Genomic DNA, 24,209 nt, shown 5'->3' on the forward strand with positions numbered 1-24,209 from the left:
CACCTTCGAAGGACGCATCACCCCGAACGGAAACTAACCGACGCCAAGGTCGGATCCACCGTTAATCTGACACTCCCGGTGCACCGAGCCGAATGCCGGGCAAATCTAGAGTTGCCGCAGTTTCTTCTCGAATGCGTCGAGGCGTGTGGTGTCCTCGAAGAAGTCTTCTTGGGAGATGATTTTTCCCCAGCTCGTGCGGACCAGCAGCACTGTGCGGTTGTTGTAGATCTGGGTGCCGTCGGCTGCGTGGGCCTGGTCGTCGAAGCGGGCGAGCAGGGTCATACGCCAGGGTGCGCCGCCGCTGTAGATTTCGGTGATCTGGCCTTTGATTCCGGCGGCGACAAAGTCCTGGAAGAATTTTTCGATGGCCGGGCGGCCGCGGTGTGTGCCCGACCAGCGGCTGTCACCATCGGCAAACTTCAGCACTGCGTCGCGATGGATGGACGACAGTAGCGGGCGGTAGTTGCCGTTGTTCAGTGCTTCGATGTCTCGCTGCAGCTTGAGTGTCAGCGCTCGCATCAGCAGGAGCTTGAATGCGAAGGCCGTCGAGATGCCGGCCAGAAATCTCAGTTGCATGCCCATACGTTTGCCTACCGTTCACCGGCGTGTCAATCGAGATGGCGGTAGGTTCGTTCGATGATCCACCACGTGCAAGTCGCATGTCCGGCGGGCGGCGAAGACCGCGAGCGGGAGTTCTACTCGGGTGCTCTGGGCTGGCAGGAGATCGCGAAGCCGCCGCTGTTGGCGGTCCGCGGCGGCTGTTGGTTTCGCGTGCCGGGAGTGGGCGGCCCCGATGGCGAAGTACATGTTGGCATCGAGGACGACTTTCGCCCGGCGCTGAAGGCGCACCCGGCCTTCGTCGTCGATGTCGATGCGACTGCTGCGGCGTTGACATCTGCCGGCTACCCAGTGAATTGGGCCGACCCTGAGGAGATCCCCGGCCGACGACGGTTCCATACCCGCGACGGTGTGGGTAATCGGATCGAATTCGTAGCAGCTCGATAGTTGTCGAGTGTCATCGCTGCGTCGGGGGAACCGGCCTCGTCCCTTTTCTGACCTACATGTCTCGTGTCGCGAAGACGACGCACCTGCCTAGAGATACAGCGGTGGCGGCAGGGCGCAGCATCGTGGACGATCGATTCCATGCTGAGTTGGGAAGATCGAATGGCCGAATTCTGGCGCGACGTGGACGATACAGACCCCGTTCGTATGCGAATCCAGATCGGTCAATTGCTCGCCGCTGCACCATGTTCTGATGCGCGTGCACTGTTCGAGCAAGCTTCGCTGGAAGACTTTTTGGGCGAAGAATCTGCGGCTGTTCCGCTGTACGAGGCGTCGTTGTTCCACGGGCTCGATATCGACAGGGAGAACGAGGCTCGGATTCAACTGGCGAGTTCGCTCCGCAACGTGGGTCGACAAGACGACGCCTTGCGAGTGCTGGAGGAGTTCGAGTTCTCAACCGAATACTCGTCTGCGCGAGATGCATTCGTGGCACTCGCACTTTGGGACAAGGGCGACGGTGCACAGGCTCTGCGGAACGCACTGCGTGCCGCAGACCCGGCGCTGGGCAGATACCGTCGAGCGATCGGGGCGTACGCGGCGGAACTGTTCGACGACAGACAACCGTGAGGTCGGACGGAACAACCGCGTCGTCGACGGCGTTCTACGGTGAAGTTCGTGCACGCTTGTTTCGACGACCGAAGGGGACTCCATGACCGGAACCACCTACGATCCACATGCGCTTCTCGAACAGAGCAGAATCGGCGTGCTCGCCACCATCAAAGCCAGCGGAATTCCGCAGCTGTCACCGGTGACGCCGTTCTACGATCGGGCAGCCGGCACCATCGCGATCTCGGTCACCGAAGGGCGAGCGAAAACGGCGAATCTACGTCGAGACCCTCGCGCCGCGCTCGAAGTGACCAGTGCCGACGGCACAGCGTGGGCGACAGCGGAAGGAACCGTCACCCTCACCGGCCCGGGATCGTCACCCGAGAGCCCCGAAGTCGATGCCCTGGTGGACTACTTCCGCGCCGCCGCCGGCGAGCACCCCGATTGGAACGAATACTGAGCCGTCATGGTCGCCGACCGACGAGTACTGGTGACCATCTCGGTGACACACGTTTACGGCCAATCGATCGCCTGACACCTGATCCAGTCCACTCGATGTGACATTGACCCCCGAAAAGGCCACTGAATGTCACATCGAGTGGACATGGTGGGCCGCGACGGGAGGGGAGGAGAGAAGGACGGCTAGTGGCTTCGTTGGACTGGAATCCAGAGTTCTCCCGCTCCCGAGGTCCAGTCGGGGGAGGTTTCTTTGACGGTCAGGATTTCCGGCCCCGGGATTGTTTCGTAGGGGTTGGAGGGGAACCATTCGCTGAAGGCGTCGGCCCAGAGTTGTTGGAGTGCGGGGGCGAGTGCGGTGTCGCTGCTCGTCTCGAACACCGCCCAGGTCGATGCGGTCACGGCGAGGGTGTCCCAGTCGGATGTTTCAGCCGAAGTGCTTGCAACGGCAAAGTAGTAGTCGAAGAGGCTGCCGTCTTCGCGTTCGGGCTCGAAGCCGTCGCTGACGAAGAGGATGTCAGGAAGCTCGGGCAAGTCTGCCAGTTCGAGTAGTTTTTCCCCGGTTCCAGGGGCGAGGCTACGGTGGAATTCGGTCATTGCGGTGTTCTCGCCGCGGAACCGCAGCGGGATTCGGGTGGATTTGCCGACGATGTGAAATGCCGGCAGTTCGGTGATGCGGTATCGCATGGTGCTTCGTCCTTCGATGGTCAGGTGAAATGTCACGGCTTGTCTGGAACGAAGGACTGCTCCGGATCGGCGGGCCTGAGATGGCGTGATGCCGTGCAGGTCTCGGAAGGCGCGGGTGAATGCGTCTGCCGTGTAGCCGTACTTGGTCGCGACGTCGAGCACCGCTGTACCGTCGAGAATGTCTGCTGCTGCCAATGTCATTCGGCGTTGCCAGATGTAGTGCGACAGAGGCAATCCAGCCAGTGCCGAGAACACGCGTCTGAAGTGGTATTCGGATGTCAACGTGATGCGGGCGAGCTCCCTCGCATCGATCTCGCGGTCGAGATTGTTCTCGATGTGGTCGAGTGCCGCGTTCCATCGTTCGAGCATGTGCAGGTGACCTTCCTTCGTTCTGTCCCAAACGATAGGAGCACTGCATCATCGGAGTCTCGACTTCCCGTGCCGCGAAAGGTCGGATTCAGATGGTGCGAAGGTGCCGTTGACGAGAGCGCAGGCGGTCGAGTTCATCGATCGCAGACGCGTCATTCCCTGGGCACTCTGGGCGGTGGAGTGCTGACCGGCAAGTACACCACGGCGGACCTCGCGGTGCCGGGTTCCGATGCGCCGGCGGGTACTCGACGCGATCATGCGAAGGCGAGCGGAACGCTGACTGCGCGGGGGCTCGCGATCGCGGACACGGTTGTCGGGGTCGCTCGCCAACTCGACGTGACTCCTGCTCAGGTGGCGTTGGCGTGGACGCTTCGGCATCCGTCCGTCGTCAGCTCGTTGATCGGCGCACGGACTCCGGAACAGCTGCAGCAGAACATCTCTGCCCTCGACGTCACCTTCGATGAATACCAACTCGCCACACTGTACGCAGCCAGCGCTGTCGACCTCGGGTTCCCGCACGGGTTCCTGATGCGACCCATGGTGCGCGGCGTCACGACCGGCCGTACCACGGTGAGACCCCGTCCCATCAGGACCTGGTGAAGCGAAATCACTGCCTCGGAGGAGACCGAAAGGTCATGGGATCACCGTCGTCGACCAGTGTGAACCCGGCGCGCTCGAGCACCCGACGCGAGGCGCTGTTGGCCCGGTGAACCTGCGCTGCCATCGGGAGACCATCCGTATGATCCTGCGCAAGAGCGATCAGTTCGCCTGCGTAGCCACGACCCCACTGGGCCGGATGCACCCAGTACCCGACCTCGAAGTGGTCGGACCGTCGAATCAGGCTGAGCAGACCGACGGGGTGCCGATCATCGTTGGTGCCGATGAACCATCTCTGTACGTCCGGCGTTCGGGCGTCCTTCGCGCTCAGGGCGCGCGAGAAACGGCTATCGAAATAGGCTCTACTCCAGGGCTTTCCGTCACCGACCCAACGGACGACATCGGGATTCGATGCCATCGAGAACAGGAAGTCGGCGTCGGACCCCACTGCGGGCCGCAACAGAATCCGTGTCACAACTCTCGGATCTGTGAGGTCAGGTTCCCGCCCGCATCGCCGGTGTTGACGGTGCCTGATCGCTCGAACAGAAGTGCAGAGACTTCTTCGACGGCTTTGGGGCAGTGTTCGACGCCCGCTGGGACCACAAAGACGTCACCGGGACCGAGAACGACATCGCGGTCGCGAAGCTGGATGGTGAGTTCTCCGCTGTGGACGAAGAACATCTCGTCGGTGTCGGGGTGTGTGTGCCAGACGAATTCGCCGAGCAGCTTCACCACCTTGACGTCGTAATCGTTGATGCTGGCCAGTCGGTGAGGCTGCCAGGGCTTCTCGATCGTGTTCAGCGCTTCGGCGACGTTGCGCACCTCGTCGTCCTTGCCCATATTCATGGGTTCTGCCTTTCATCGTCAGCCGATCGACTGTCACGATGAACTCTACCGTCGATCAGCTCGGATACAGGACCGATGTGAACAGCTCGATACACTCTGTGGCGCAGTAGATTTGCTTCCCGGTCGGTCAGCGTCCGCATCGACAGCCGGACAAGCGAGTGCAGATGACGGGCAGTACGATGCTCATGACCTGCAGACGGTATCGGCACGAAGAATCGGCCGCCATCGAATTTTCGCAAGGAGGCCCGGCCACATGAATCTCGCCGACTACGACGTGTTGAGCTTCGATTGCTACGGAACACTGATCGATTGGGAAACCGGCATCCTCGAGGTGCTCAGGCCATGGGCACAGCAAGCCGGTTCGCCGTTGTCCGACGACGAGCTGCTTGCGGCATACGGCACCAACGAATCTCAGGCGCAGCGTGATTCACCCGCTGCTCTGTACCCCCGGATCCTTGCCGACGCCTTCGTGGGGACCGGTGACACGCTGGGATACCTGTCTCGGCCGAGTGGGCGGACACGCTCGGGGCCTCCGTTCCGGACTGGCCGGCATTCGAGGACTCGGCCGACGCGTTGTCGTCCCTCGGCGAGAGCTACAAGCTCGTCATCCTGTCCAATGTGCATCGCGACGGCTTCGCGGGTAGCAACCGCCGCCTCGGCGTGCAGTTCGACTCCATCGTCACCGCCGAGGACGTCAAGGCCTACAAGCCGGCGGACAATCACTTCGACGCGCTCGACGGAGTTCTCGAGACGCTGGGTGTCCCACGATCACGACTGCTCCACGTCGCGCAGAGTCTGTTCCACGATCACGTGCCTGCCAAGCGCCATGGCATCCCGTCGGTGTGGATCGATCGGCGGCACGATCGCCCCGGATGGGGAGCAACGCCGGAGCCATCCGGGGAACACAGTGTCGACATGAAGTTCCCGAGTATGGCCGCTTTCGCAGCAGCGGCCCGCGAGGCTCGCTCGGATGCGTAAGGCCTCCACGTTCATCGGCTTCTCACTCGGGCTGATCGCGTCGATCGGTATCGTCCTGCGGGACGGCGCGCCGCGTCGAGTTAATTATGCATTCGTCGGCGGCGATTCGCAGTACTCGGAGTTCCTGGGTATGCCTGGGCAGTTGGCCACCCTCGTCGTCGGTTTGCCTGTTCTGGGCGCGGTACTCGGATTGGTTGTCGGTATTGTGATTTCAAGAGTGCGACGGATGCGCTGACCGGAGGTCGGTGAAGGCGAATGGCATTCGCCCCTGACCGGTGTCGTCACCAATGCCAGGCGTCGCCTCCGACGTTCTGGATCGTTCGCTGCAGCACTCGAATAGTGGTGACGTACTCGGTCTGTCCGATTCCCTGCATGCGTTCGTCCTGCAACATCTGTTGAACGTCTGCGGCTCGCCGAAATTGTGCTTCACCTTTCGGGGTGAACGTCACGCGCGAATTCGATTCCACGACCAAGCCTTTGGCGCGCGCGGACTCGATGGCCTCGACGATTGCTTCCGGCGTGTCGTTGTGCCCGATCTTCTCGACGGTCTCGGCGCGATCGGCCCCCGTGGGGTGCAGCGAGATCTGGTGCAGGAGCCACCATTCAGGTTGGCTGACACCGACCTCGGCCAGTGCTGCGCGGATCCGATTTCGAATGGCGTCGCCGGCGCGTGCGGTCCAGAATCCGATGGGCTGAAGTTCGGGTGGCTGCATGGGTCTCAGTGTGTTCATGAAAGCGACGATAGAACCTCGACAAAGCTTCAGGTCAAGTACTCGAATGGACCGGACAGGCCATGAGTAGAGTCCCGATCGTGGACAGGCCATCCGGTAAAGCGCTCGTCGCAGTGCTGGCCGCCGTCGGCGCGTCGATAGGCGCTGCGGCAGCGGTCGTCTGGCATGTCGCCGTAGCCGATGCGCAGGAACTCGGCGTGACCCACGCCCGCCCGAGTTGGTTTCCCGTGACGCTCTATCTCGTCGCAGCAGGGGTAGCAATAGGCCTGGTGGTGGCCTCGTTTCTCGTCGATTCGGGTCTGCGCATCGTTCAGGATCGGCAGCACAGCCGCGTACACCTGTTCGTGTTGTTGATCGTCGTGGGTGCGGCACTGGGAGCGGGCAGTGCACTCGCCTGGACGCACTGGCCACCGCAACCAACCGAAGCCTCGTGGGATTGGTCGTGGGAGCATCCGTGGAGTATCGAGATCAACTCGCCTCCTGCAGCCGACTTCGGCTGGACAGCGACGGACACCTACATGGCCGAAACGTATGCGACCGACGCAGTGTTTGTGCCGTATCTCGGCGACGACCTTGTCACATCGACCTTCACCCCCACCATCGGCGATCCGTGGCTGGTGTTTCCGATCGGTGGAGTAGCGATTGCAGCGTTGGCCGCACTCACGCTGTCACTCAGAGATTTTCGCCTGACCGTGGTGTCGCGTTCGGATCAGGACGCTGTGTAGCGAGTCCTATTCGTCGGTGCGGAGTTCGTCGACCAAGGTGAACAGTCGTCCCAGGTAGTCGCTGTGAAAAACCTCGGTCGCACGGATTTTGGCGTCTCCGTCGAGGCCGAATTGGAGGTTGACGAGTTCGACTCCGATGGCGACGCGTCGAGCATCGAGTTGTTCGAGTTCGGCGGCGAGAGCGTCGACCTTGGCAACCGGAGACAGTTCTTCAGTCATCCCAGAATCGTAGGTCAGCCGACGGCTGCGAGGAATTCGCTGTAGAACAATCCGAGTCCCAGCGCCGACGCGATGGCCGCGAACAGCCACAGTCGGATGATGACCGTCGTCTCGGCCCAGCCGGCAAGTTCGAAGTGGTGGTGGATCGGGGCCATTCGGAACGGCCGCTTACCGGTGCTCTTGAACGACGCGACCTGGATGACGACGGAGGCACTCTCGGCGACGAACAGGGCTCCGAAGACGAGGGCGATAAGTTCGGTCTTGCTCACGATCGACAGGCCGGCGAGCAGTCCGCCGAGGGCGAGTGAGCCGGTGTCGCCCATGAAGATCTTGGCCGGAGCCGCGTTCCACCAGAGGAATCCGATGCAGGCACCCGCGGCCGCAGCGCAGACGACGGCGAGGTCGAGCGGATCCCGTACCTGATAGCACCCGGCGACCGAATTGGTCGCGCAGGACTGCCGGTACTGCCAGAACGTCATCACCGTGTACGCGCCGAGGACGAGCGTCATCGACCCCGCCGCCAAACCGTCGAGCCCGTCGGTGAGATTGACCGCGTTGGACCACGCGACGACGAGGAAGACACAGAACAGGACGAAGACGATCGGGGCCATGGTGAAGAACGTGGATTGGCGTACCAGCGACAGTTCGACGTTGCCCGGAGTCAGCCCGTTCCCATTGCGGAACTGCAGCGCCAGTACCGCGAAGATCACCGCTGCACTGATCTGCCCGACGTACTTGCCGGTCGCCTTGAGTCCGAGGCTTCGTTTCATGCGTAGCTTGATGTAGTCGTCGAGGAATCCGACGACGCCGAGTGCCGTCGCGAGACCGAGAATCAACAGCGCCGACGCCGAGGGCCCGTCACCGCCCATTGCGACGAGGTGCGAGCCCAGGTAGCCGGCCCACAAACCGACGATGATCGCGACGCCGCCCATCGTCGGCGTTCCGCGCTTGGCGTGGTGACTTGCCGGACCTTCGACGCGGATCTCCTGGCCGAAGCCCTGCCGGGTGAACAGTGCGATGAGAAATGGAGTCAACAGAATCGAGACCGCCAACGCGATTCCACCGGCGACGAGAATGTTGATCATGCGTTGAAGCCCACTCTTCCTCTGTGCTGCTGTTCCCCACCACGATGCTTATCGGGCACCGCGAATACTGTGCCAAACGAATCGGCAAAAGTCGCATTGCGTGACGAAGGCGTTACTCAGCGCTGGTATGCGCTCGGCGGCATTCCGACCAATTCGGTGAACTCCCGAGTGAAGTGAGCCTGGTCGAACCACCCGTACCGCGCGGCCAGGTCTGCCAGCGGACCCGAGTAACCGCTGTCGAGCTCGCTGAGGGCGTCGTGAATCCGATACCGCCCGAGTACCCACTTGGGCGTCGCGCCGACATAACGCTCGAACAGCCGCTGCAGTCGACGAGTGCCGATGCCACACCGCTGTTCCACCTGCGCGACGCGAACCAGCGCCCGATCTCCGAGCATGGTCGCAATGACGTCCAAGACCACCTCGTACTCCGGCTCGACGTCACGGGCGTAGGGCGTGAGAACCGCATCGACGACGGTTCGGCAGTGGTCGGCATCGAAATGCCCATCCAGCTCGGCCAGTGCAGCGACGGTCTCGGACCGGAACGGGGTCGGTGGCGCTACCGGGACGTCGCGCAGTGTTCTCGCCACGGTTCCGGTGAAACTCGCGTAGCCGCCGGGCCGGAACTTGACGCCGAAGACCCACCCGGACTCGGCGAGGACGACATCGAAGCGGCGCGTGAGGACCCCGGTCACGACCACCGGCTCGACAACGCCCTCGCGGGTCCAACCATGTTCGACGCTCAACGTGCAGGCCGGGTGCGGGAGCGTCGAGCTGTGATGCGTTGTGCCGGGCGGCAGTTCCCACTGCAGCTGCCAGTAGTTCTCGACCCACGGTTCCAACGACTCCGAACACGGTAGCCGTACGAGGTCGACATGCTGCGCCAGCTGATCGGGCCGCAGGACGCCGGACTGGGTCGCTGTCGCGTTTTTCCTATCCGGCACGCGCGTCAGTGTAGGAGTCTGGTCCGACACGAGAAGGAGGAACACCATGACCGAGACACCCCTGGCCACGCTGAAGATGGTCACCCTGGATTGCGCCGACCCCAAGGCCAGCGCGACATTCTGGTCGTCGCTGCTGGGCTGGAGCGTCGTGCATGCGGAGCAGGAGTACGCGATGCTGCAGGGGCCGAGCAGTGCGCTCGGATTCGGCCGCGTCGACGATTACCGACCGCCGCCATTGCCGAATGCGAACGGCAGCAAACAGTTTCATTTCGATCTTGCCGTCGATGATCTCGATGTCGCGGCGACGGCTGCCGTGGAATTGGGCGCGACGCTGCCCGAGAACCAGCCCGGTGAGACCTGGCGCGTACTCCTGGACCCGGCCGGGCATCCGTTCTGTCTGACGAATGCCGCGAACTGGGGGTGACGGACTAATCTTTGCGTTGTGAAACCGCGCCTGGCAGGAATCGAAATCATCGTTGCCGACATGGCGTCGGCGCTGGCGTTCTACCGCGTTCTCGGGCTGGATATTCCGGCCGAGGCCGACGGTGAGCAGCACGTGGAAGTCGACCTCGGCGGAGTTCGCCTGCTGTTCGATCTACCGTCGACCATCACCTCGTTCGATCCGTCGTGGACGCCGCCCAGCGGGGGCCATCGCGTAGCGCTCGCGTTCGACTGTGGGACGCCCGACGGGGTGGACGCGGCGTGGGCTGCGGTGACGAAAGCCGGGTACACCGGTCACCTGCAGCCGTGGGATGCGTTCTGGGGACAGCGTTATGCCGTCGTACACGATCCCGACGGCACCACCGTCGATCTGTACGCGAACGTCTGAGGCGTCAGCTCGACGGAGCGACGATCTGAATCAGGTTTCCGCAGGTGTCGTCGAACACCGCGGTGATCACCGGACCCATCTCGGTGGGCTGCTGAGTGAACCGAACGCCGAGGCCGATGAGCCGATCGTATTCTGCTGCAACACTGTCCACTGCAAACTGTGTGAACGGGATGCCGTCCGCGAAAAGAGCATCCTTGAACGGTGCGGTTGCAGGATGACCGCTGGGCTCGAGCAGCAACTCGGTGCCCTCTGGATCCTGCGGTGAGACGACCGTGAGCCAACGATCGGGGCCACCCATGGCTACATCGTGTTTGACTACGAAGCCCAGTACCTCGGTGTAGAACGTCAGCGCCTTGCTCTGATCGTCGACGAAGACGCTGGTGATGTTGATTCTCATGCCGGTCCCTCACCTCTGGGCCCGCCGGCCAGTTCGACTGCGACGTCGAGGTGACGGGCGTATTCCTGGAGTACATGCAAGCAGATCCAGATCAGCGTCGGCCTCTCATCGCTAAATCGTCCGCCGAGAGCTGCCAATTCGTCCATTCGGTGTGAGTTCAGTACTTCTTCTGTGAGCCTGGCACCGTCGTCGAGCCTGGCCAGCAGGGTCTCGGCGTCCACGTCGGCCGGCACATGCCAGGAGCCGTCCTGCTCGTCACCCCAGGGTGCGTCCACTGCTCTGCCGAGGAATCCCCAGACGAACCACCGCTGCTCCATGTGCACCAGATGGGTCAGCATCTGCAGCGGAGTCCACTCGGATGGAACGGCCGTGCTGGTCAGTGCATCGTCGCTCAGCGAAGTGATGCGTCGAACGAGCTCCCTGCGATAGAACGCCAGGTACTCGCGAAACAACTCGGCGGGATCAGAAAGGGCGGAGTTCGGCTCGGGAAATGTCGTCAGCTTGGCCATCGCATCCCTAGTCGTCGGGTAGTGAGCTGAGTGTCCACAATTCGGCTCGGCAGGCGGAAACCGTCCGCAGACGAAAATTGTGGACACTGAGCGCTGTTGGCTCAGTCGTTCCTGCGCTGCTCGCGGGCGATGCGACGCTGTTCCTCGGCCCGGGCGCGGCAACGGCGGAGGAATTCCTCGTCGCTACCCTGCGATTGGGCAACGGCGCGTCCGGGTTTGGCGTCGTACTCGGGGTAGGCCGACGAGGTGCGTGGTGCGCCGCTGCCACCCCAGATGCCGCCGTTCTCGGGCCGGCCGACGACGAGCCACGCGATCGATCCGGCGAGCGGCAGAACGATGACGAGCAGCAGCCACACCATTTTCGGAAGGTGGCGGATGCCGGAATCGTCGGCGGTGATGACATCGATCAAGCAGAAGATGGACAGCAGCATGATCAGCAGGCCGAGGTACGGCACGGGAAATCCTCGAGGTTTGTCAGACCGCGCGGTCGGTCTTTCGCAACCATCAGATCACTCGTTGTACTGCGGATCAAGTATCCAGGTTCAGCCGAGCACCAGCAGTGCTGCGAGAGTCAGCATCATGATGCCGATGCCGAGGTCGAGTACTCGCCACGCCGACGGCCTCGCGAACAATGGACTGAGCACCCGCGATCCGTAGCCGAGCGCGGTGAACCACAGCACGCTGCCCAGCATCGCGCCGGCGGCGAACCACCATCGCAGTTCACCGGGCTGACGGTTCCCGATGGAACCCAGGAACACCACGGTGTCGAGGTAGACGTGAGGATTGAGCCAGGTCAGAGCCAGGCACGTGGCCACGGCGGCGATCAGCGAACCGCCTCCGTGCGCCTCCGCGGTCATGGTGGACGGCGTCCGAGCACGGTTCAGTGCCATCAGGCCGTAGACGAGCAGAAACAGTGCACCGAGGACGGTCACGACGCGTAGCGCGACAGGAAACCGGTCGACGAGAACGCCGATTCCTGCCACCCCGGCCAGGATCAGAACCGCATCGGACAGTGCGCACACTGCCACCACCGGCAGTACATGGGCGCGCTGCAGGCCCTTACGCAGCACGAACGCGTTCTGCGCTCCGATGGCGACGATGAGGGAGAGTCCGACGCCCAATCCGGTGAGGGTCGATTGTGCGGCGGCGAGCGAGGTCATGACGGCAACGCTAGGAGCCGGTCATGATTAGGTCCAGCGAATGTATTTCAGTAATGATCAGCGTAGCTTCATATTATGGAGATCGAGCAGCTCAGAGCCTTGCGGGCCGTGGTCGACGGTGGAACGTTCGAGGCCGCTGCTCGCGCGCTGTACGTGACCCCGTCGGCGGTGAGTCAGCGCATCAAGTCGCTGGAGCAATCGCTCGGTCGGACTCTGCTTCAACGCAGCAAGCCGGTGGTGGCAACCCAGTCGGGCGTAGCAGTGCTCCGTTTGGCGCGCCAGATCGACACCCTCACCGAGCAGACTCGGGCAGAACTGAGTGACGACGGCGTCGCTGCGCCCATTTCGCTTGCTGTCAATGCGGATTCGTTGGCGACCTGGGTGCTGCCCGCGCTCGCGCCACTGGCGCGCAACACCATTTTCGATCTGCATCGGCAGGATCAGGACCGGACCGCGCAGTTGCTGCACGACGGGATCGTCTCCGCTGCAATAACCTCCGTGGCAGATCCGGTTCGTGGCTGCACCGTTCGACGCCTCGGTGCGATGCGCTACCGGCCCTCGGCCACGCCGGAGTTCATCGATCGGTGGTTCGCCGCTGGAGTGACGGCAGAGGCTTTGCGCTGTGCTCCGGTGGTCGTCTTCGATGCAGACGACCGATTGCAGGACAACTACTTACAGCGCTTCGGTGTCGCCCCCCACGAGCCGCCGCGTCACCTGGTGCCGGCTTCTTCCGACTACGCGCGAGCTGTCGACCTCGGCTTCGGCTGGGGCATGATCCCCGATCTGCAGGACCGTGACTCGCTGAAGTGCTTCGACGACAACGGGATCGACGACGTGCTGCTGTACTGGCAGCAGTGGTCGCTGTCGTCTGTCGCACTTCAGCGAGCGGCCGACGCCGTGGCAGCTGGTGCAGAACGAATGCTGCTGTAGCTCACGCCGGGGTGTCGGTCGGGACGATCTCGGGCAGTCCATCGCCGACGGGATCGAGAATCGCCGCCGATCGGGCGCCCCATCGCTCGTGCGCAGATTGCCGCGACATTCCGACCGCCGTCCCGATCGTCGCCCACGTTGTGCCCTGAACTCGAAGCACCACAACGGTTTCGATGCCATCGAGGCCGGCTGCGAGTTGCACACGCAGGCTCAACAAATGCCACGCGACGCTTCGCCGTGCGGGCAGGTCGGTAGATTGCTCGGCCTCCCAGTCCGGTGTACCCGGCAGGGGCCCTGTGCCGATGATCTCGTCGGCGATGCGTCCGGCCTCGGTGGCTGCTGCCGTCACGACGGCCCGCGTCGCAGCAGTGATATCTGCCTCGGTTGCGAGGGTGATGGGATCCATGACCGACCTCCTGTGTCAGGAAAAGCCTGACAGCAGGAGGTGGGCGTGTCAAGAATTACCTGACGCACGGAACGGGGGGCAAACCGAAAATCGCTGTACCCGACAAGTTGCCGTTGCTATTTTCGGCGGATGACCATTCGCTATCACGTGACCTCGGTACTCAACCGTGAGTCGATTCGGCGGCACGGACTCGACTGGCGTCGTATGGGTGCCGCTCGCGGTATTGCTGGTAGCAACCAGCCAGAGCAGGCGGGTTGTTTTCTGGCAGCCGATGCGTGGGAACGTGATTGGTTCGTGGGCATGAACAACACCGGTGGACCGGTCGATGTCTGGGAAGTCAGTGGAGTCGAAGAGGGTGACCTCGTGCAGTCGCCGGAGAACTTCTACTTTCGTCCCGGTGTCATTCCGACGTCACAGATTCGGTTGGTGCAGAGAGACATCCCTCCCGAGCGCTAGAGCATGCTCAGCACCCGGTCGATGGACTCGACTGCCTGTGTCAGTTCGGCTTCGGTGATGGTCAGTGCAGGGCGGAATCGCACTGCAGCGTCACCGCAGCCGAGCGCCAGCACATGTTCCTCGGTACGCAACAGCTCGATCACTCGGTCGCGGGTGGAAGCGTCGGGCAGGGAGAAGGCGCACATCAGACCTCGTCCACGTACTTCGGATACCACTGTGTGTCGAGTTGCCAAGTCCTGCAACATTGTCAGCAGTACGGCTCCGAGCTCACCGGCACGAGGGATGAGCTTCTCGGATTCGACCACTTCCAGGATTCGACGCGACCGCACCATGTCGGTGAGGTTGCCACCCCACGTCGAGTTGATGCGGGAGCTGACAGCGAAGACGTTGTCGTCGATGTCGTCGACGCGACCGCCCGCCATGACGCCGCAGACCTGAACCTTCTTGCCGAAGGCGACGACATCCGGCACGACGTCGAGCTGCTGGAATGCCCATGCGGTACCGGTCATTCCGGCTCCGGTCTGTACTTCGTCCATGACGAACAGTGCATCGAACTCGTGGCAGAGTTCCCGTAGCTTCTGCAGGAAGCGCGGCCGGAAGTGGTGATCGCCGCCCTCGCCCTGGATGGGTTCGATGATGGCGCAGGCGATGTCGTGCGGGTTGGCCTCGAAGGCCAACCGAGCCGCCGCCAACGATGCATCCTCGAGTTCGTCCATGTTCGCGCCGGATCGGATGAACGGGGATGGGATTCGCGGCCAGTCGAACTTCGGGAAGCGCGCGACCTTGTTGGGGTCGGTGTTGGTCAAAGACATCGTGTAGCCCGAGCGTCCGTGGAACGCATGCTCGAAGTGCATCACCTGAGAACCCAAGGACGCGTCCAGACCATGACTTTCGTTCCATCGCGATTTCCAGTCGAATGCGACCTTCAACGCGTTCTCCACTGCCAGGGCGCCGCCTTCGACGAAGAACAGGTGCGGTAGTCGATCGTCACCCAGGACGCGAGCGAACGTGTCGACGAATCGAGCCATGGGGACGGTGTAGATGTCGGAGTTGCTGGGCTTGTTCATCGCCGCCTGCATCAGATCGGCCCGGAAGTCCGGGTCGTCGATCAGCGCCGGATGGTTCATGCCCAGCGCGTTGGACGCGAAGAACGTGAACAGGTCCAGGTAGCGGGTGCCGTCCCTGGCGTCGACCAGCGTGGATCCGGTCGACGCATCGAGGTCGAGCACCAACTCGAAGCCGTCGGCCAGTAGGTGTTCACCGATCACGTCGCGGACGTTGGCGGCGTCGATGGTCACTCCAGTGCGCTGTAATACTTGCGTCATAAGGACGAAGATACGCGTTAATATTCCGTAAGCAAGTCCATAGAACAGGAAAATATACGGTCCGAGCCTCGATCGGTAGGCTCATCTCCGACGGTTCGGTTCTCTCCACGGAAGGTGTACGCGCATGTCTGCATCCATCACCCACGACGAGTTGAGTGTGCGCACTCGCGCGATCCTCGACCGGCTGGGTGCCACGATCGCGCTCGACGCCCCCGCGGGACCGGACGCGATCATCGCGCGCTCGCCCATCACCGGCGGAAACCTGGCGTCGCTGGCGTGTGCTTCGGCGGCCGATGTCGAGACCGTCGTCGCCGATGCACGCACCGCGTTCGTGTCCTGGTCGCAGGTGCCTGCCCCCGTGCGTGGTCAGGTGATCCGGGAACTGGGCGAACTGCTGCGCGTACACAAGGAGGATTTGGGCGCGCTCGTGTCCATCGAGGCCGGGAAGATCGTCTCGGAGGGGCTCGGTGAGGTGCAGGAGATGATCGACATCTGCGATTTCGCCGTCGGACTCTCCCGTCAGCTGTACGGCAACACGATCGCCACCGAACGGCCCGGGCATCGCATGATGGAGCAGTGGCATCCGCTCGGTGTCGTCGGCGTCATCACCGCGTTCAATTTCCCTGTCGCGGTGTGGAGTTGGAACACCGCTCTCGCTCTCGTCGCGGGTGACACGGTCATCTGGAAGCCCTCGGAGAAGACTCCGCTGACGGCCGTCGGAGTACAGGCGTTGTTCGAGCGTGCGGCCGCCGCAGCCGGAGTGGACCCCAAGATCGCGCAACTGCTGATCGGTGACCGCGCGTCCGGCGAAGCGCTGGTGGACGATTCGCGGGTTGCGTTGGTCTCGGCAACGGGTTCGACGCGGATGGGCCGTGCTGTTGCGCCCCGTGTCGCCGAGCGATTCGGCCGGGTGTTGCTCGAGCTCGGCGGAAACAATGCAGCGATCGTGACGCCGTCGGCCGATCTCGATCTGACGACGCGTGGGTTGGTGTTCTCGGCCGCCGGGACTGCAGGGCAGCGATGCACCTCGCTCCGACGCGTCATCGTGCATTCCTCGGTCGCGGACGAGTTGGTCCGCAAGCTGGTAGCGGCATACGAGACGCTGTCGATCGGATCTCCCTTGGCCACAGACACTCTGGTGGGCCCGCTGATCGATGCCACCGCATTCGCCGGTTACCAGAAGGCTCTGGAGGCGGCGGTGTCCGACGGCGGAACGGTCGTGGTCGGCGGCGAGCGAGTGAACGTGGTCGACGAGTACTCGTTCTATGTTCAGCCTGCGATCGTGACGATGCCCGCGCAGACCGACATCGTCAAGCACGAGACGTTCGCGCCCATCATGTACGTGTTGACGTACGACACCCTCGACGAGGCCATCGCATTGCACAACGATGTGCCTCAGGGCCTTTCGTCGTCGATCTTCACCACCGATCTGCGCGAGGCGGAGCGCTTCCTGTCCGCCGCCGGCTCGGACTGCGGCATCGCCAACGTCAACATCGGACCCTCCGGCGCAGAGATCGGCGGCGCCTTCGGCGGCGAGAAGGAAACCGGTGGCGGTCGCGAATCCGGTTCGGACGCATGGAAGGCCTACATGCGGCGAGCGACGAACACGGTCAACTACTCCAACGAACTGCCCCTGGCGCAGGGAGTGAAGTTCGGCTGACGGCATGATCGGCAGTATGAAAGTACTGTCGATGATCCTCGCCGGCTTCGTCGTCGGCTATGCGATCAGTGATATCCGACCGCTCGACTCTCTGCTGAGCAGTACGGCCGAATTCGGTTCACCGGCAACGGTCGTCAACGGGCTCACTGTCCTCGCGCTGACCGCCTGCCTGGTGAGCGTCGTGCTGGCGCGTTCGAGCGCACGGGGCGTGCTCATCATGGCGATCGGAGCAGTACTCGTCATCGTGTTCCGGACAGTCGGCATGGTGACCGGAATGTTCGGAGACTGGGCCGGAGCTGTGGGAGCAGGCGCGCTGCTCGGTGCGTCCGCCGTACTCGCCGGGCGACATCGCGGTGCGCAGGCATCGTTGGCCGTCGCCGCTGTCGGAGCCGGTCTCCTCAGTAAAGCGCTGGATGCCCTGCTGCAAGCCGACGACGGTCCGGTGTTCGTGTGGGATGTCGTCGGTGCCGAGGACGATGTGAGCCCGCAGCGGGCGATCGTCATGGTGATCGTGGCCTCGGCCGCGGCGATCGCACTGTTCCTGGCGTACCGCCACGAGGAGCTACAGCCGTACGAGACCCGGCGAATCCTGCTCGTCGGGATCCCGCTACCCGTCGCCGCGGGAGTCCTGACTTGGATTGCCGCCGGTCACGACGCTCGAAGTGTCGAATGGCTCGGTGCTCTCGCCGGCATGACGGCCGTGGCACTCGTGGCGTCGTTCCTACTGCCCGGGCGGAACGGACGGCTGCTGCTGGCGCTGTTCGCGTCATCGTCGGCCGGGATGGGCTCGATCGGCTTCAATGCCGGTGACAGTGCGCAGCTTGCTCTGAGTGTGGGTCTGTTGGTCGTCGGAGGGGGCCTCGGCTACCGCTGGCCGCAGCTGTACATCGGACTGGGCGGGCTGTTCGTCATCGCCGTTGCGGGCGTGATCGAGGGCTATGCCGAGGTGTCGACGGGATCGGAGTTCGCACTGCCGTTGGTCGCCGCGTACGTGGTGGTGTCGGCCCTCGCGACGTCGCCGGGCTCTCTCGCGGTCTCGCTGCCTGTGCTGTTCACCATGACTCTGCCGGTGGTGGTGTATTCCGCGAGCTACGAACCGTCGTTGTCCATGGACGAATCGGTCATCTCGCGCACAAGCGAGCCCGACTACCTGGCATTGTCCGTGGCCGGGCTCGTGGTCGTTGCTGTGGTGACGATTGCCTGCGCGGTGCTGATGCGCCGACCCGTCCACAATCCGGCGGCTCGGTAGCTGCCGACGGCGGCGATTCCCGCGACGGCACCCTTGTCCGTAGCGTGCATCTCATGTCCGATCACAGCCGGAACACAGATCTGCCCGACGACGTCTCCGACGTGACTTTGGGTTTCTGCGTCGCCGCCGCGATGTTTCTGCCGTCGTATTTCGGCGCGACGCTCATCGCCGACGCGTTGCTGGGCCGGGCAGGTCTGCCGCTGTCCCCGCTGCTGTGGCTCGTCGTGGCGGTACCTCTGGCGATTGTCATGGTGCGTGTGGAAGACCGGGTCCAGAGTCGTTCTGATTGGGACCGACTCAAGGGGGTCTGGTACACCGGCGGCGTCGGTGCACTGACTCTGCCGCCGCTGTTGCTGGCGCTGCTCGCACCGCTTCCGACGCTCACCGGTCTCGACCGGGGCGGTCCGTCGATGGTGGTGTTCGTAGCAGTGGCGCTTCTGATCGTGGGCATCGTGGTCCGAGGGAAGCTGCGCGGCACGGCCTGAGTCACGGGCACTTCGATGTGACAACACACGAGCCCGCCCACCGAATGAAACAGGTGGACGGGCTCGTGAGCGTTCTGCACGCTGTGGACTACGGCGCAGGTACAGCCTCGGTGGTCGTAGGAACCACGGTTTCGGTTGCTGTCTCGACAGCGGTTTCAGTCGCGGTGACGCAGACCGGCGGTGCGCCCTCGACGGGTGTCTCGCCCTCGACCGCGACGGTGCACTCGGGGGTCGTTGCCGTCTCGGTGGCGGGGGCCGGAGCGGGAGCCGGTGCCGGACTTTCAGCGGCCGGTGCCGGCGCAGCCGGGGTCACGACCGGGCTGGTGGTGACAGGTGCGGTAGTCGTGGCCTTGGGGGTTGCCGTTGCCGAGGTGGTCACCGGTGCCACGATGGTTTCCACCGCTGCTCGTCCGGCCTTCTCCTGTACCTCTTTGGTCTTCACCGGCTCGCCGCGGTTGGCTTCCTCGGCCAGTTCGGTCAGCCATGCCGCGGCGTACTGCACCGAGGTCAGCGGCTTGCCGTTGGCGGCATCGGCGTCGCGCCAGTAATCGAAGTGGTGTCCCGTGCCGGGGCCCAAGGTCAGGCCGTACGGGTCGTTCATGATCACCGGAACGGTGTTCTGGTTGGACGAGATGAATCCGGTGATCTCGCGGAAGATCTTCTGCGGCAGGTACACGAGGTCGATCATCTGACCGGTTTCGATCGGTTCCTGCTCGCCGTCGACCTTGGCCGAGACGGGGGTGGTGACCGTGCCGGGCTTGTAACCGGGCTCGGACACCTTGATCAGCACGTCGAGGAATGTCTCGTCGCTCTGCATCCAGTTGGGCTGCGAGGCGATGTCGTTGAAGGCGTTGACTGCGATGCGTCCCAGGGCCAGTGCGAGATCTGCACCGGTGGCGGGGGTGAGCTGCTCGTTCTGCAGTGCATCGGCGTTGACCTGACGACCGACGTTGGCGGCCAGATGAATCAGTGACGTGTTCTCCGGCAGTGCGCAGGTGAGGTCGCCGTCGGAGCAGAAGGACGCCACTCGGCCGTCGAGCGCTCCGAATCCGCCGGACGTGCCGGGCAGTGCGCCCTGTCCGGGAACTGCGGTGTTGCCGTTCTGGTACTTGGTGTCGAAGCCGTCCGGATTACCGAAGGGGTTCTCGGCACCGGGGAACGGTCCGTCTCCCGACACGCGGCCGGCGTCGGCGAAGATGACGACTCCGACGACCTGGTTGGGATCGACGATTCCGTACGTGCCGTCGGCCGAAACGACCTGGTTGCCGACCTCCATCGCGGTGCGGCGGGCAACGTCTGCGCCCTCGCTGTAGCCGACGATGGCGAATCGGGTGTCGGGGCAGGACGCTGAGATCGTCCGCATGATGGTCTGCGAGTTGGTGACGCCGGTCTGCACGGCGTTCTCGTAGCTCGCCAGGTCTGCCGGGTACTCGACGTACACCGCGGCGTAGGAGTCGGGAACCACGTTGCCGTTGTTGGGGGCTCGCACGGCCTGGTCGATCCAGTCGCTGGAGTAGTCGCCGGACATCGCTGCGGGGAGCCGCTCGCCCTCGGGGGTGGTGAGCCACTTGACGCCCTCGCGCGGGGTGTCGCCGCGACCGCCGATCGCGATGCTAACCATGTCGTAGCACGTGGCCGTCGACACCAGTTCGATGGATGCTTCGGTGGTCGTGGAGGGAGTCGACCACGGTGCGGCCACAACTACTCCGGCACCGAGGGCTCCGATCGCGAACGCGCTCAACGCAACGCGCGCACGCTTCGACTTGCCAACATTCATGTTTTCGATCCCCATCATGTCCGCCCGAACTGATCCCGACTGCAGTTGCCAGTGGGTTACCCGGCATTTCGTCCTCGGGATGGTTCGCGTTACAAAGTGGATGATTTACCGTCGTGCGCATGACAATTCACCCTCGAATTACATTGATGGAATTCGACCTGTCCGACGGGTCGACGTGCGTTGTGCGTGAAGCGGTGGCGTCGGATCTCGAATCGATCGTGGCATTGCTGGTCGACGACCCGCTGGGTGTCACGCGGGAGTCCGCAGACGAGATGGATCGATATCGCGCAGCGCTGGAGGACATCTCTTCGGACCCGCGAAACCTGCAGGTCGTCGTGGTGCACGGTGACGCGGTGGTGGCAACGCTGCAACTGACCTTCATTCCCGGGCTCTCGCGCGGAGGCGCACTGCGGGCACAGATCGAAGCAGTTCGGGTGGGCGCGCAGTGGCGCAGTCGCGGACTCGGCGGTGCGCTGATCAGGTGGTCGATCGACGAGGCCGAGCGCTGGGGATGCGCTCTGGTGCAGCTGACCTCCGACGCCAGTCGAACGGACGCTCATCGCTTCTACACCCGACTCGGCTTCGTCGACTCCCACATCGGTTACAAGATGGCCCTCGGAACTACCGCTTAGATACCCTGGGGGGGTAGGGTAGTGCTGTGAACTCAGCACGGCAGGAACTCGACGCACCCACCAAGCTCGTCGGCTTTGTCGTCGGGATCGCGTTCCTGTTCCTGGCGGCGCTGTTCGTCGGGGACAAGATCGGACCCGACGCCCAGGCGACCCCGGCCGCGTCACACACCGGTCACGACGCGCACGACGAGCCGGCCGCCCCGGCCGCAGTGCCTGCCGGGCTCCAGGCCACCCAGGACGGCTACACCCTCGAGCTCGATCGGTCCGTCGTCGAGTCCGGACCGGAAGTACCGGTCACCTTCACGATCAGCGAACCGGATGGGTCTGCGCTGACCGACTACGACGTCATGCACACCGAGGAACTGCACCTCATCGTCGTTCGACGCGATCTGATGGATTTTCAACACGTACATCCGACGCGTGACGCGTCGGGAACATGGTCGACGGCTCTCGATCTCACCCGGCCCGGGCCCTACCGTCTGTTCGCCGACTTCACCCCGACCGGCGGCGAGAACATCACCTTGGGAGCGGAGCTGACCGTTCCCGGCGACTATCGACCGGAGCCCCTGAGTGCGCAGCCCCCGAGTACACCGAATGTGACATCGAGGGTCGACGGTTACACCGTGACGCTCGCCGGTGCAGTGACTGCGGGCGAGAACTCGACCGTCTCTCTGACGATCGATCAGAACGGACGCGAGGTCACCGACCTGGAGCCGTATCTCGGTGCCTACGGACATCTGGTCGCCCTCCGCGCCGATGACCTCGCCTACCTGCACGTCCACCCCGAGGACGGGCCGCCGGGGCCGACGGTCGACTTCACCGTCGACGCGCCGACCGCGGGAACATATGCGCTCTATCTGGACTTCCAGCACCAGGGCGTCGTCCACACAGCCGAATTCACCATCGAGGCACAGGAGGGTGGGGCATGAGCCAGGAAACGGAACTTCTCCTCGGCGGTATGACGTGTGCGTCGTGCGCCAACCGCATCGAACGCAAGCTCAACAAGCTCGACGGGGTGTCGGCGACGGTCAACTACGCCACCGAGAAGGCCCGCGTCACCAGTGACGGCGTGGCCACCGAGGACCTGATCGCAGCCGTCGAAGCCGCTGGCTACACCGCATCCTTGCCGGCTGCCGAACCGGCGGACGAACCCCCGACCGATCCGCTGAAGCAGCGATTGATCGTCTCGGCAGTGCTCAGCGTGCCGGTGATCGCAATGGCGATGATTCCGGCGTTGCAGTTCACCAACTGGCAGTGGCTCTCGCTCACGCTGGCCGCTCCCGTCGTCGTATGGGGAGCCTGGCCCTTCCACCGCGCCGCCTGGACCAATCTGCGGCACGGCACCTCCACCATGGACACGCTCGTCAGCATGGGAACCCTTGCGGCCCTGGGATGGTCGCTGTACGCGCTGTTCTTCGGCACCGCAGGCACGCCCGGCATGACGCATCCGTTCGAGTTCACGATCGCGCGGACGGACGGGGCGAGCAACATCTACCTCGAGGCCGCGGCGGGCGTGACCACCTTCATCCTGGCCGGACGATGGTTCGAGAGCCGATCCAAGCGTCAGGCCGGGGCGGCGTTGCGCGCCCTGATGGACCTCGGAGCCAAGACCGTTGCTGTACTGAAAGACGGTAAGGAACAGCAGATTCCGATCGAGCAGTTGGCCGTCGGCGATCTGTTCGTCGTTCGCCCGGGTGAGAAGATCGCCACCGACGGAACCGTCGAGAACGGTTCCTCGGCCGTCGATCGGTCGATGCTGACCGGTGAATCCGTGCCGGAGGAAGTCGGCGTCGGCGATGCGGTGGTCGGTGCAACGGTGAACGTCGGTGGCCGAATCACGGTGCAGGCGAGCAGAGTCGGTGCCGATACTCAGTTGGCACAGATGGCGAAAGCAGTCGAGGACGCGCAGACCGGTAAGGCGCAGGCGCAGCGTTTGGCCGATCGTATCTCCGGCATCTTCGTGCCGATCGTCATTGCGATCTCGGTCGCGACACTCGGATTCTGGCTCGGTGCAGGCAATTCCGCGGCGGGAGCGTTCACCGCTGCAGTCGCGGTGCTCATCATCGCCTGCCCGTGCGCGCTCGGCCTGGCCACACCCACCGCACTGATGGTCGGCACCGGACGGGCCGCGCAACTCGGAATTCTGATCAAGGGGCCCGAGATCCTCGAATCCACCCGTCGCGTCGACACCGTCGTGCTGGACAAGACCGGCACCGTCACCACCGGTGAGATGACTCTGCAGTCGGTGCACGTGGCTCACGGCGAGGACGAGGACGTGGTCCGTGCCGTGGCGGCGGCGTTGGAAGCGGGTTCGGAGCACCCCATCGCCCGAGCCATCGCGAGTGCGACCTCATCGATGACCGTCGAGGAATTCACGAGCCTCGAGGGCCTCGGGGTGCAGGGTGTCGTGGACGGCCGTGCCGCAGTGATCGGCCGTCGCTCGCTGCTGGCCGACTGGTCGATGCCACTGCCGGCCGAACTGGCCGACGCCTTCGAGACCGCCGAGAATCAGGGGCGCACCGCCGTCGCGCTCGGCTGGGACGGCAGGGCTCGCGGAGTGCTTGTGATCTCCGACTCCGTGAAGCCGACTTCGAGGCAGGCCGTCGCGGAACTGCGCGCACTCGGCCTGACTCCGGTCATGCTGACCGGTGACAACGAGGCCGCCGCCCGCACGATCGCCGCCGAGGTGGGAATCGATCAGGTCATCGCCGGGGTGTTGCCGACGGGCAAGGTCGATGCCGTCCGAGAACTGCAGGCGTCGGGCAAGGTCGTGGCGATGGTCGGCGACGGTATCAACGACGCGGCCGCGCTGGCCACGGCCGATTTGGGACTTGCGATGGGTACCGGCACCGACGTGGCGATCGAGGCCAGCGACCTGACGCTCGTGCGCGGTGACCTGCGGGCCGTCGGTGATGCCATTCGGCTCTCCCGACGCACGCTGAGCACCATCAAGGGCAACCTGTTCTGGGCGTTCGCCTACAACGTCGCAGCAATTCCGCTCGCCGCTGCGGGCCTGCTCAACCCCATGCTCGCCGGTGCCGCGATGGCGTTTTCCTCGGTGTTCGTGGTGAGCAACAGTCTCCGATTGCGCAGGTTCCGCTCGGCGATGTGACTCGTTGGTAGCAGCGAACGGCGCGCTAGTACAGGATGGA

At 63.8% G+C, this 24,209-nt stretch carries 31 protein-coding genes and 1 pseudogene; 17 read left to right on the forward strand and 15 right to left on the reverse strand.

All coding sequences use genetic code 11. The features are described 5' to 3' along the window. Positions 1 to 105 precede the first annotated feature (105 nt). Positions 106 to 576 (reverse strand): hypothetical protein, encoded by a 471-nt coding sequence (locus R4P47_RS20720; RefSeq protein ID WP_317785592.1) that lies wholly within the window; start codon positions 574 to 576, stop codon positions 106 to 108. 60 nt (positions 577 to 636) lie between these two features. Between R4P47_RS20720 and R4P47_RS20725 the strand changes: the two genes are divergently transcribed. From R4P47_RS20725 to R4P47_RS20735, 3 genes and pseudogenes are all read left to right on the forward strand, one after another. After that, positions 637 to 1,005 (forward strand): glyoxalase, encoded by a 369-nt coding sequence (locus R4P47_RS20725; protein ID WP_317785593.1) that lies wholly within the window; start codon positions 637 to 639, stop codon positions 1,003 to 1,005. 180 nt (positions 1,006 to 1,185) lie between these two features. Beyond that, complete coding sequence (locus R4P47_RS20730) at positions 1,186 to 1,629, forward strand: tetratricopeptide repeat protein (protein WP_317785594.1); 444 nt, start codon at positions 1,186 to 1,188, stop codon at positions 1,627 to 1,629. Positions 1,630 to 1,711: 82 nt separating this feature from the next. Then, positions 1,712 to 2,143 (forward strand): annotated as a pseudogene (locus tag R4P47_RS20735) (PPOX class F420-dependent oxidoreductase). A gap of 107 nt (positions 2,144 to 2,250) precedes the next feature. On the opposite strand, the gene R4P47_RS20740 reads toward R4P47_RS20735, so the two are convergent. Continuing rightward, on the reverse strand, positions 2,251 to 3,120 hold the full coding sequence (locus tag R4P47_RS20740; RefSeq protein ID WP_317785595.1) for an AraC family transcriptional regulator: 870 nt from the start codon (positions 3,118 to 3,120) through the stop codon (positions 2,251 to 2,253). 69 nt (positions 3,121 to 3,189) lie between these two features. Between R4P47_RS20740 and R4P47_RS20745 the strand changes: the two genes are divergently transcribed. Then, positions 3,190 to 3,720, forward strand: a complete 531-nt coding sequence (locus R4P47_RS20745) for an aldo/keto reductase (protein WP_317785596.1) — start codon at positions 3,190 to 3,192, stop codon at positions 3,718 to 3,720. A gap of 7 nt (positions 3,721 to 3,727) precedes the next feature. On the opposite strand, the gene R4P47_RS20750 is transcribed toward R4P47_RS20745, so the two are convergent. Continuing rightward, positions 3,728 to 4,192 (reverse strand): GNAT family N-acetyltransferase, encoded by a 465-nt coding sequence (locus R4P47_RS20750; protein ID WP_317785597.1) that lies wholly within the window; start codon positions 4,190 to 4,192, stop codon positions 3,728 to 3,730. Next, entirely contained in the window at positions 4,189 to 4,563 is a 375-nt protein-coding gene (locus R4P47_RS20755; RefSeq protein ID WP_317785598.1) for a cupin domain-containing protein, read from the reverse strand. Before R4P47_RS20755 ends, R4P47_RS20750 begins: the two co-directional genes overlap by 4 nt. Before the next feature lie 573 nt (positions 4,564 to 5,136). Here R4P47_RS20755 and R4P47_RS20760 point away from each other — a divergent pair. Continuing rightward, a complete protein-coding gene (locus tag R4P47_RS20760; RefSeq protein WP_317785599.1) occupies positions 5,137 to 5,541 on the forward strand; it encodes an HAD hydrolase-like protein in 405 nt (134 codons plus the stop codon). After that, positions 5,534 to 5,776 carry a hypothetical protein gene (locus tag R4P47_RS20765; RefSeq protein WP_317785600.1) on the forward strand — a complete coding sequence of 81 codons (243 nt, stop codon included), beginning with the start codon at positions 5,534 to 5,536 and terminating at the stop codon, positions 5,774 to 5,776. Before R4P47_RS20760 ends, R4P47_RS20765 begins: the two co-directional genes overlap by 8 nt. Before the next feature lie 46 nt (positions 5,777 to 5,822). Here R4P47_RS20765 and R4P47_RS20770 read toward each other — a convergent pair whose 3' ends face one another. Then, a complete protein-coding gene (locus R4P47_RS20770; protein ID WP_317785601.1) occupies positions 5,823 to 6,272 on the reverse strand; it encodes a MarR family winged helix-turn-helix transcriptional regulator in 450 nt (149 codons plus the stop codon). 80 nt (positions 6,273 to 6,352) lie between these two features. Here R4P47_RS20770 and R4P47_RS20775 point away from each other — a divergent pair, with 80 nt between their 5' ends. Continuing rightward, a complete protein-coding gene (locus R4P47_RS20775; RefSeq protein WP_269595828.1) occupies positions 6,353 to 6,997 on the forward strand; it encodes a hypothetical protein in 645 nt (214 codons plus the stop codon). Positions 6,998 to 7,003: 6 nt separating this feature from the next. Here R4P47_RS20775 and R4P47_RS20780 read toward each other — a convergent pair whose 3' ends face one another. The 3 genes from R4P47_RS20780 to R4P47_RS20790 form a co-directional block, all read right to left on the reverse strand. After that, on the reverse strand, positions 7,004 to 7,216 hold the full coding sequence (locus R4P47_RS20780) for an oxidoreductase (protein WP_068045421.1): 213 nt from the start codon (positions 7,214 to 7,216) through the stop codon (positions 7,004 to 7,006). 14 nt (positions 7,217 to 7,230) lie between these two features. Further along, complete coding sequence (gene mraY, locus R4P47_RS20785; RefSeq protein WP_068045417.1) at positions 7,231 to 8,301, reverse strand: phospho-N-acetylmuramoyl-pentapeptide-transferase; 1,071 nt, start codon at positions 8,299 to 8,301, stop codon at positions 7,231 to 7,233. A 116-nt stretch (positions 8,302 to 8,417) separates the two neighbouring features. Further along, positions 8,418 to 9,242, reverse strand: a complete 825-nt coding sequence (locus R4P47_RS20790; protein WP_269595826.1) for an AraC family transcriptional regulator — start codon at positions 9,240 to 9,242, stop codon at positions 8,418 to 8,420. Between the two features lie 46 nt (positions 9,243 to 9,288). Here R4P47_RS20790 and R4P47_RS20795 point away from each other — a divergent pair, with 46 nt between their 5' ends. Together R4P47_RS20795 and R4P47_RS20800 are read left to right on the forward strand one after the other, a co-directional pair. Beyond that, positions 9,289 to 9,666, forward strand: coding sequence for a VOC family protein (locus R4P47_RS20795; RefSeq protein ID WP_269595825.1), 378 nt, complete (start codon positions 9,289 to 9,291; stop codon positions 9,664 to 9,666). An 18-nt stretch (positions 9,667 to 9,684) separates the two neighbouring features. Next, a complete protein-coding gene (locus R4P47_RS20800; RefSeq protein ID WP_068045411.1) occupies positions 9,685 to 10,071 on the forward strand; it encodes a VOC family protein in 387 nt (128 codons plus the stop codon). 4 nt (positions 10,072 to 10,075) lie between these two features. Here the strand turns inward: R4P47_RS20800 and R4P47_RS20805 are convergent, their stop codons facing one another. The 4 genes from R4P47_RS20805 to R4P47_RS20820 form a co-directional block, all read right to left on the reverse strand. Next, positions 10,076 to 10,468, reverse strand: coding sequence for a VOC family protein (locus R4P47_RS20805; protein WP_317785602.1), 393 nt, complete (start codon positions 10,466 to 10,468; stop codon positions 10,076 to 10,078). Beyond that, positions 10,465 to 10,977, reverse strand: coding sequence for a DUF664 domain-containing protein (locus R4P47_RS20810; RefSeq protein WP_269595823.1), 513 nt, complete (start codon positions 10,975 to 10,977; stop codon positions 10,465 to 10,467). Before R4P47_RS20810 ends, R4P47_RS20805 begins: the two co-directional genes overlap by 4 nt. Positions 10,978 to 11,078: 101 nt before the next feature. Next, positions 11,079 to 11,432 (reverse strand): PLD nuclease N-terminal domain-containing protein, encoded by a 354-nt coding sequence (locus R4P47_RS20815; protein WP_269595822.1) that lies wholly within the window; start codon positions 11,430 to 11,432, stop codon positions 11,079 to 11,081. A gap of 87 nt (positions 11,433 to 11,519) precedes the next feature. Beyond that, entirely contained in the window at positions 11,520 to 12,137 is a 618-nt protein-coding gene (locus R4P47_RS20820; RefSeq protein WP_269595821.1) for a LysE/ArgO family amino acid transporter, read from the reverse strand. A 75-nt stretch (positions 12,138 to 12,212) separates the two neighbouring features. Between R4P47_RS20820 and R4P47_RS20825 the strand changes: the two genes are divergently transcribed. Further along, positions 12,213 to 13,067, forward strand: a complete 855-nt coding sequence (locus R4P47_RS20825; RefSeq protein ID WP_269595820.1) for a LysR family transcriptional regulator ArgP — start codon at positions 12,213 to 12,215, stop codon at positions 13,065 to 13,067. Between the two features lies 1 nt (position 13,068). Here the strand turns inward: R4P47_RS20825 and R4P47_RS20830 are convergent, their stop codons facing one another. Then, complete coding sequence (locus tag R4P47_RS20830) at positions 13,069 to 13,473, reverse strand: hypothetical protein (RefSeq protein ID WP_269595819.1); 405 nt, start codon at positions 13,471 to 13,473, stop codon at positions 13,069 to 13,071. Between the two features lie 129 nt (positions 13,474 to 13,602). Here R4P47_RS20830 and R4P47_RS20835 point away from each other — a divergent pair, with 129 nt between their 5' ends. Continuing rightward, entirely contained in the window at positions 13,603 to 13,929 is a 327-nt protein-coding gene (locus R4P47_RS20835) for a hypothetical protein (protein ID WP_269595818.1), read from the forward strand. Here R4P47_RS20835 and lat read toward each other — a convergent pair. Beyond that, positions 13,926 to 15,254: an L-lysine 6-transaminase gene (lat, locus tag R4P47_RS20840; protein ID WP_269595817.1), complete on the reverse strand. Its 1,329-nt coding sequence runs from the start codon at positions 15,252 to 15,254 to the stop codon at positions 13,926 to 13,928. The genes R4P47_RS20835 and lat overlap by 4 nt on opposite strands. A gap of 124 nt (positions 15,255 to 15,378) precedes the next feature. On the opposite strand from lat, the gene R4P47_RS20845 reads away from it, so the two are divergent. The 3 genes from R4P47_RS20845 to R4P47_RS20855 are packed head-to-tail and all read left to right on the forward strand — an operon-like array spanning position 15,379 to position 18,648. After that, complete coding sequence (locus R4P47_RS20845) at positions 15,379 to 16,914, forward strand: aldehyde dehydrogenase family protein (protein ID WP_300515835.1); 1,536 nt, start codon at positions 15,379 to 15,381, stop codon at positions 16,912 to 16,914. 16 nt (positions 16,915 to 16,930) lie between these two features. Next, on the forward strand, positions 16,931 to 18,163 hold the full coding sequence (locus R4P47_RS20850) for a hypothetical protein (RefSeq protein WP_317785603.1): 1,233 nt from the start codon (positions 16,931 to 16,933) through the stop codon (positions 18,161 to 18,163). A 53-nt stretch (positions 18,164 to 18,216) separates the two neighbouring features. Further along, positions 18,217 to 18,648 carry a hypothetical protein gene (locus tag R4P47_RS20855; protein WP_317785604.1) on the forward strand — a complete coding sequence of 144 codons (432 nt, stop codon included), beginning with the start codon at positions 18,217 to 18,219 and terminating at the stop codon, positions 18,646 to 18,648. An 88-nt stretch (positions 18,649 to 18,736) separates the two neighbouring features. On the opposite strand, the gene R4P47_RS20860 is transcribed toward R4P47_RS20855, so the two are convergent. Further along, a complete protein-coding gene (locus R4P47_RS20860; RefSeq protein ID WP_411567365.1) occupies positions 18,737 to 20,440 on the reverse strand; it encodes a cutinase family protein in 1,704 nt (567 codons plus the stop codon). 104 nt (positions 20,441 to 20,544) lie between these two features. Between R4P47_RS20860 and R4P47_RS20865 the strand changes: the two genes are divergently transcribed. The 3 genes from R4P47_RS20865 to R4P47_RS20875 are packed head-to-tail and all read left to right on the forward strand — an operon-like array spanning position 20,545 to position 24,169. Beyond that, positions 20,545 to 21,057 carry a GNAT family N-acetyltransferase gene (locus R4P47_RS20865; protein WP_317785607.1) on the forward strand — a complete coding sequence of 171 codons (513 nt, stop codon included), beginning with the start codon at positions 20,545 to 20,547 and terminating at the stop codon, positions 21,055 to 21,057. 26 nt (positions 21,058 to 21,083) lie between these two features. Continuing rightward, positions 21,084 to 21,986 (forward strand): hypothetical protein, encoded by a 903-nt coding sequence (locus R4P47_RS20870; RefSeq protein ID WP_317785608.1) that lies wholly within the window; start codon positions 21,084 to 21,086, stop codon positions 21,984 to 21,986. Next, positions 21,983 to 24,169 carry a heavy metal translocating P-type ATPase gene (locus tag R4P47_RS20875; protein ID WP_317785609.1) on the forward strand — a complete coding sequence of 729 codons (2,187 nt, stop codon included), beginning with the start codon at positions 21,983 to 21,985 and terminating at the stop codon, positions 24,167 to 24,169. Before R4P47_RS20870 ends, R4P47_RS20875 begins: the two co-directional genes overlap by 4 nt. Positions 24,170 to 24,209: the final 40 nt, after the last annotated feature.

It is taken from the genome of Rhodococcus sp. IEGM 1370 (assembly GCF_033142325.1).
Classification (GTDB): Bacteria; Actinomycetota; Actinomycetes; order Mycobacteriales; family Mycobacteriaceae; genus Rhodococcoides.

Coding starts and splice junctions, on each gene's coding strand:
- R4P47_RS20795 (WP_269595825.1), top strand. CDS start 9,289: ATGACCGAGACACCCCTGGCCACGCTGAAGATGGTCACCCTGGATTGC.
- R4P47_RS20845 (WP_300515835.1), top strand. CDS start 15,379: ATGTCTGCATCCATCACCCACGACGAGTTGAGTGTGCGCACTCGCGCG.
- R4P47_RS20805 (WP_317785602.1), bottom strand. CDS start 10,468: ATGAGAATCAACATCACCAGCGTCTTCGTCGACGATCAGAGCAAGGCG.
- R4P47_RS20865 (WP_317785607.1), top strand. CDS start 20,545: ATGACAATTCACCCTCGAATTACATTGATGGAATTCGACCTGTCCGAC.
- R4P47_RS20830 (WP_269595819.1), bottom strand. CDS start 13,473: ATGGATCCCATCACCCTCGCAACCGAGGCAGATATCACTGCTGCGACG.
- R4P47_RS20780 (WP_068045421.1), bottom strand. CDS start 7,216: ATGACTGAAGAACTGTCTCCGGTTGCCAAGGTCGACGCTCTCGCCGCC.
- R4P47_RS20810 (WP_269595823.1), bottom strand. CDS start 10,977: ATGGCCAAGCTGACGACATTTCCCGAGCCGAACTCCGCCCTTTCTGAT.
- R4P47_RS20855 (WP_317785604.1), top strand. CDS start 18,217: ATGTCCGATCACAGCCGGAACACAGATCTGCCCGACGACGTCTCCGAC.
- R4P47_RS20720 (WP_317785592.1), bottom strand. CDS start 576: ATGCAACTGAGATTTCTGGCCGGCATCTCGACGGCCTTCGCATTCAAG.
- R4P47_RS20835 (WP_269595818.1), top strand. CDS start 13,603: ATGACCATTCGCTATCACGTGACCTCGGTACTCAACCGTGAGTCGATT.
- mraY (WP_068045417.1), bottom strand. CDS start 8,301: ATGATCAACATTCTCGTCGCCGGTGGAATCGCGTTGGCGGTCTCGATT.
- R4P47_RS20875 (WP_317785609.1), top strand. CDS start 21,983: ATGAGCCAGGAAACGGAACTTCTCCTCGGCGGTATGACGTGTGCGTCG.
- R4P47_RS20725 (WP_317785593.1), top strand. CDS start 637: ATGATCCACCACGTGCAAGTCGCATGTCCGGCGGGCGGCGAAGACCGC.
- R4P47_RS20765 (WP_317785600.1), top strand. CDS start 5,534: ATGCGTAAGGCCTCCACGTTCATCGGCTTCTCACTCGGGCTGATCGCG.
- lat (WP_269595817.1), bottom strand. CDS start 15,254: ATGACGCAAGTATTACAGCGCACTGGAGTGACCATCGACGCCGCCAAC.
- R4P47_RS20860 (WP_411567365.1), bottom strand. CDS start 20,440: ATGGGGATCGAAAACATGAATGTTGGCAAGTCGAAGCGTGCGCGCGTT.
- R4P47_RS20850 (WP_317785603.1), top strand. CDS start 16,931: ATGAAAGTACTGTCGATGATCCTCGCCGGCTTCGTCGTCGGCTATGCG.
- R4P47_RS20740 (WP_317785595.1), bottom strand. CDS start 3,120: ATGCTCGAACGATGGAACGCGGCACTCGACCACATCGAGAACAATCTC.
- R4P47_RS20755 (WP_317785598.1), bottom strand. CDS start 4,563: ATGAATATGGGCAAGGACGACGAGGTGCGCAACGTCGCCGAAGCGCTG.
- R4P47_RS20825 (WP_269595820.1), top strand. CDS start 12,213: ATGGAGATCGAGCAGCTCAGAGCCTTGCGGGCCGTGGTCGACGGTGGA.
- R4P47_RS20770 (WP_317785601.1), bottom strand. CDS start 6,272: ATGAACACACTGAGACCCATGCAGCCACCCGAACTTCAGCCCATCGGA.
- R4P47_RS20820 (WP_269595821.1), bottom strand. CDS start 12,137: ATGACCTCGCTCGCCGCCGCACAATCGACCCTCACCGGATTGGGCGTC.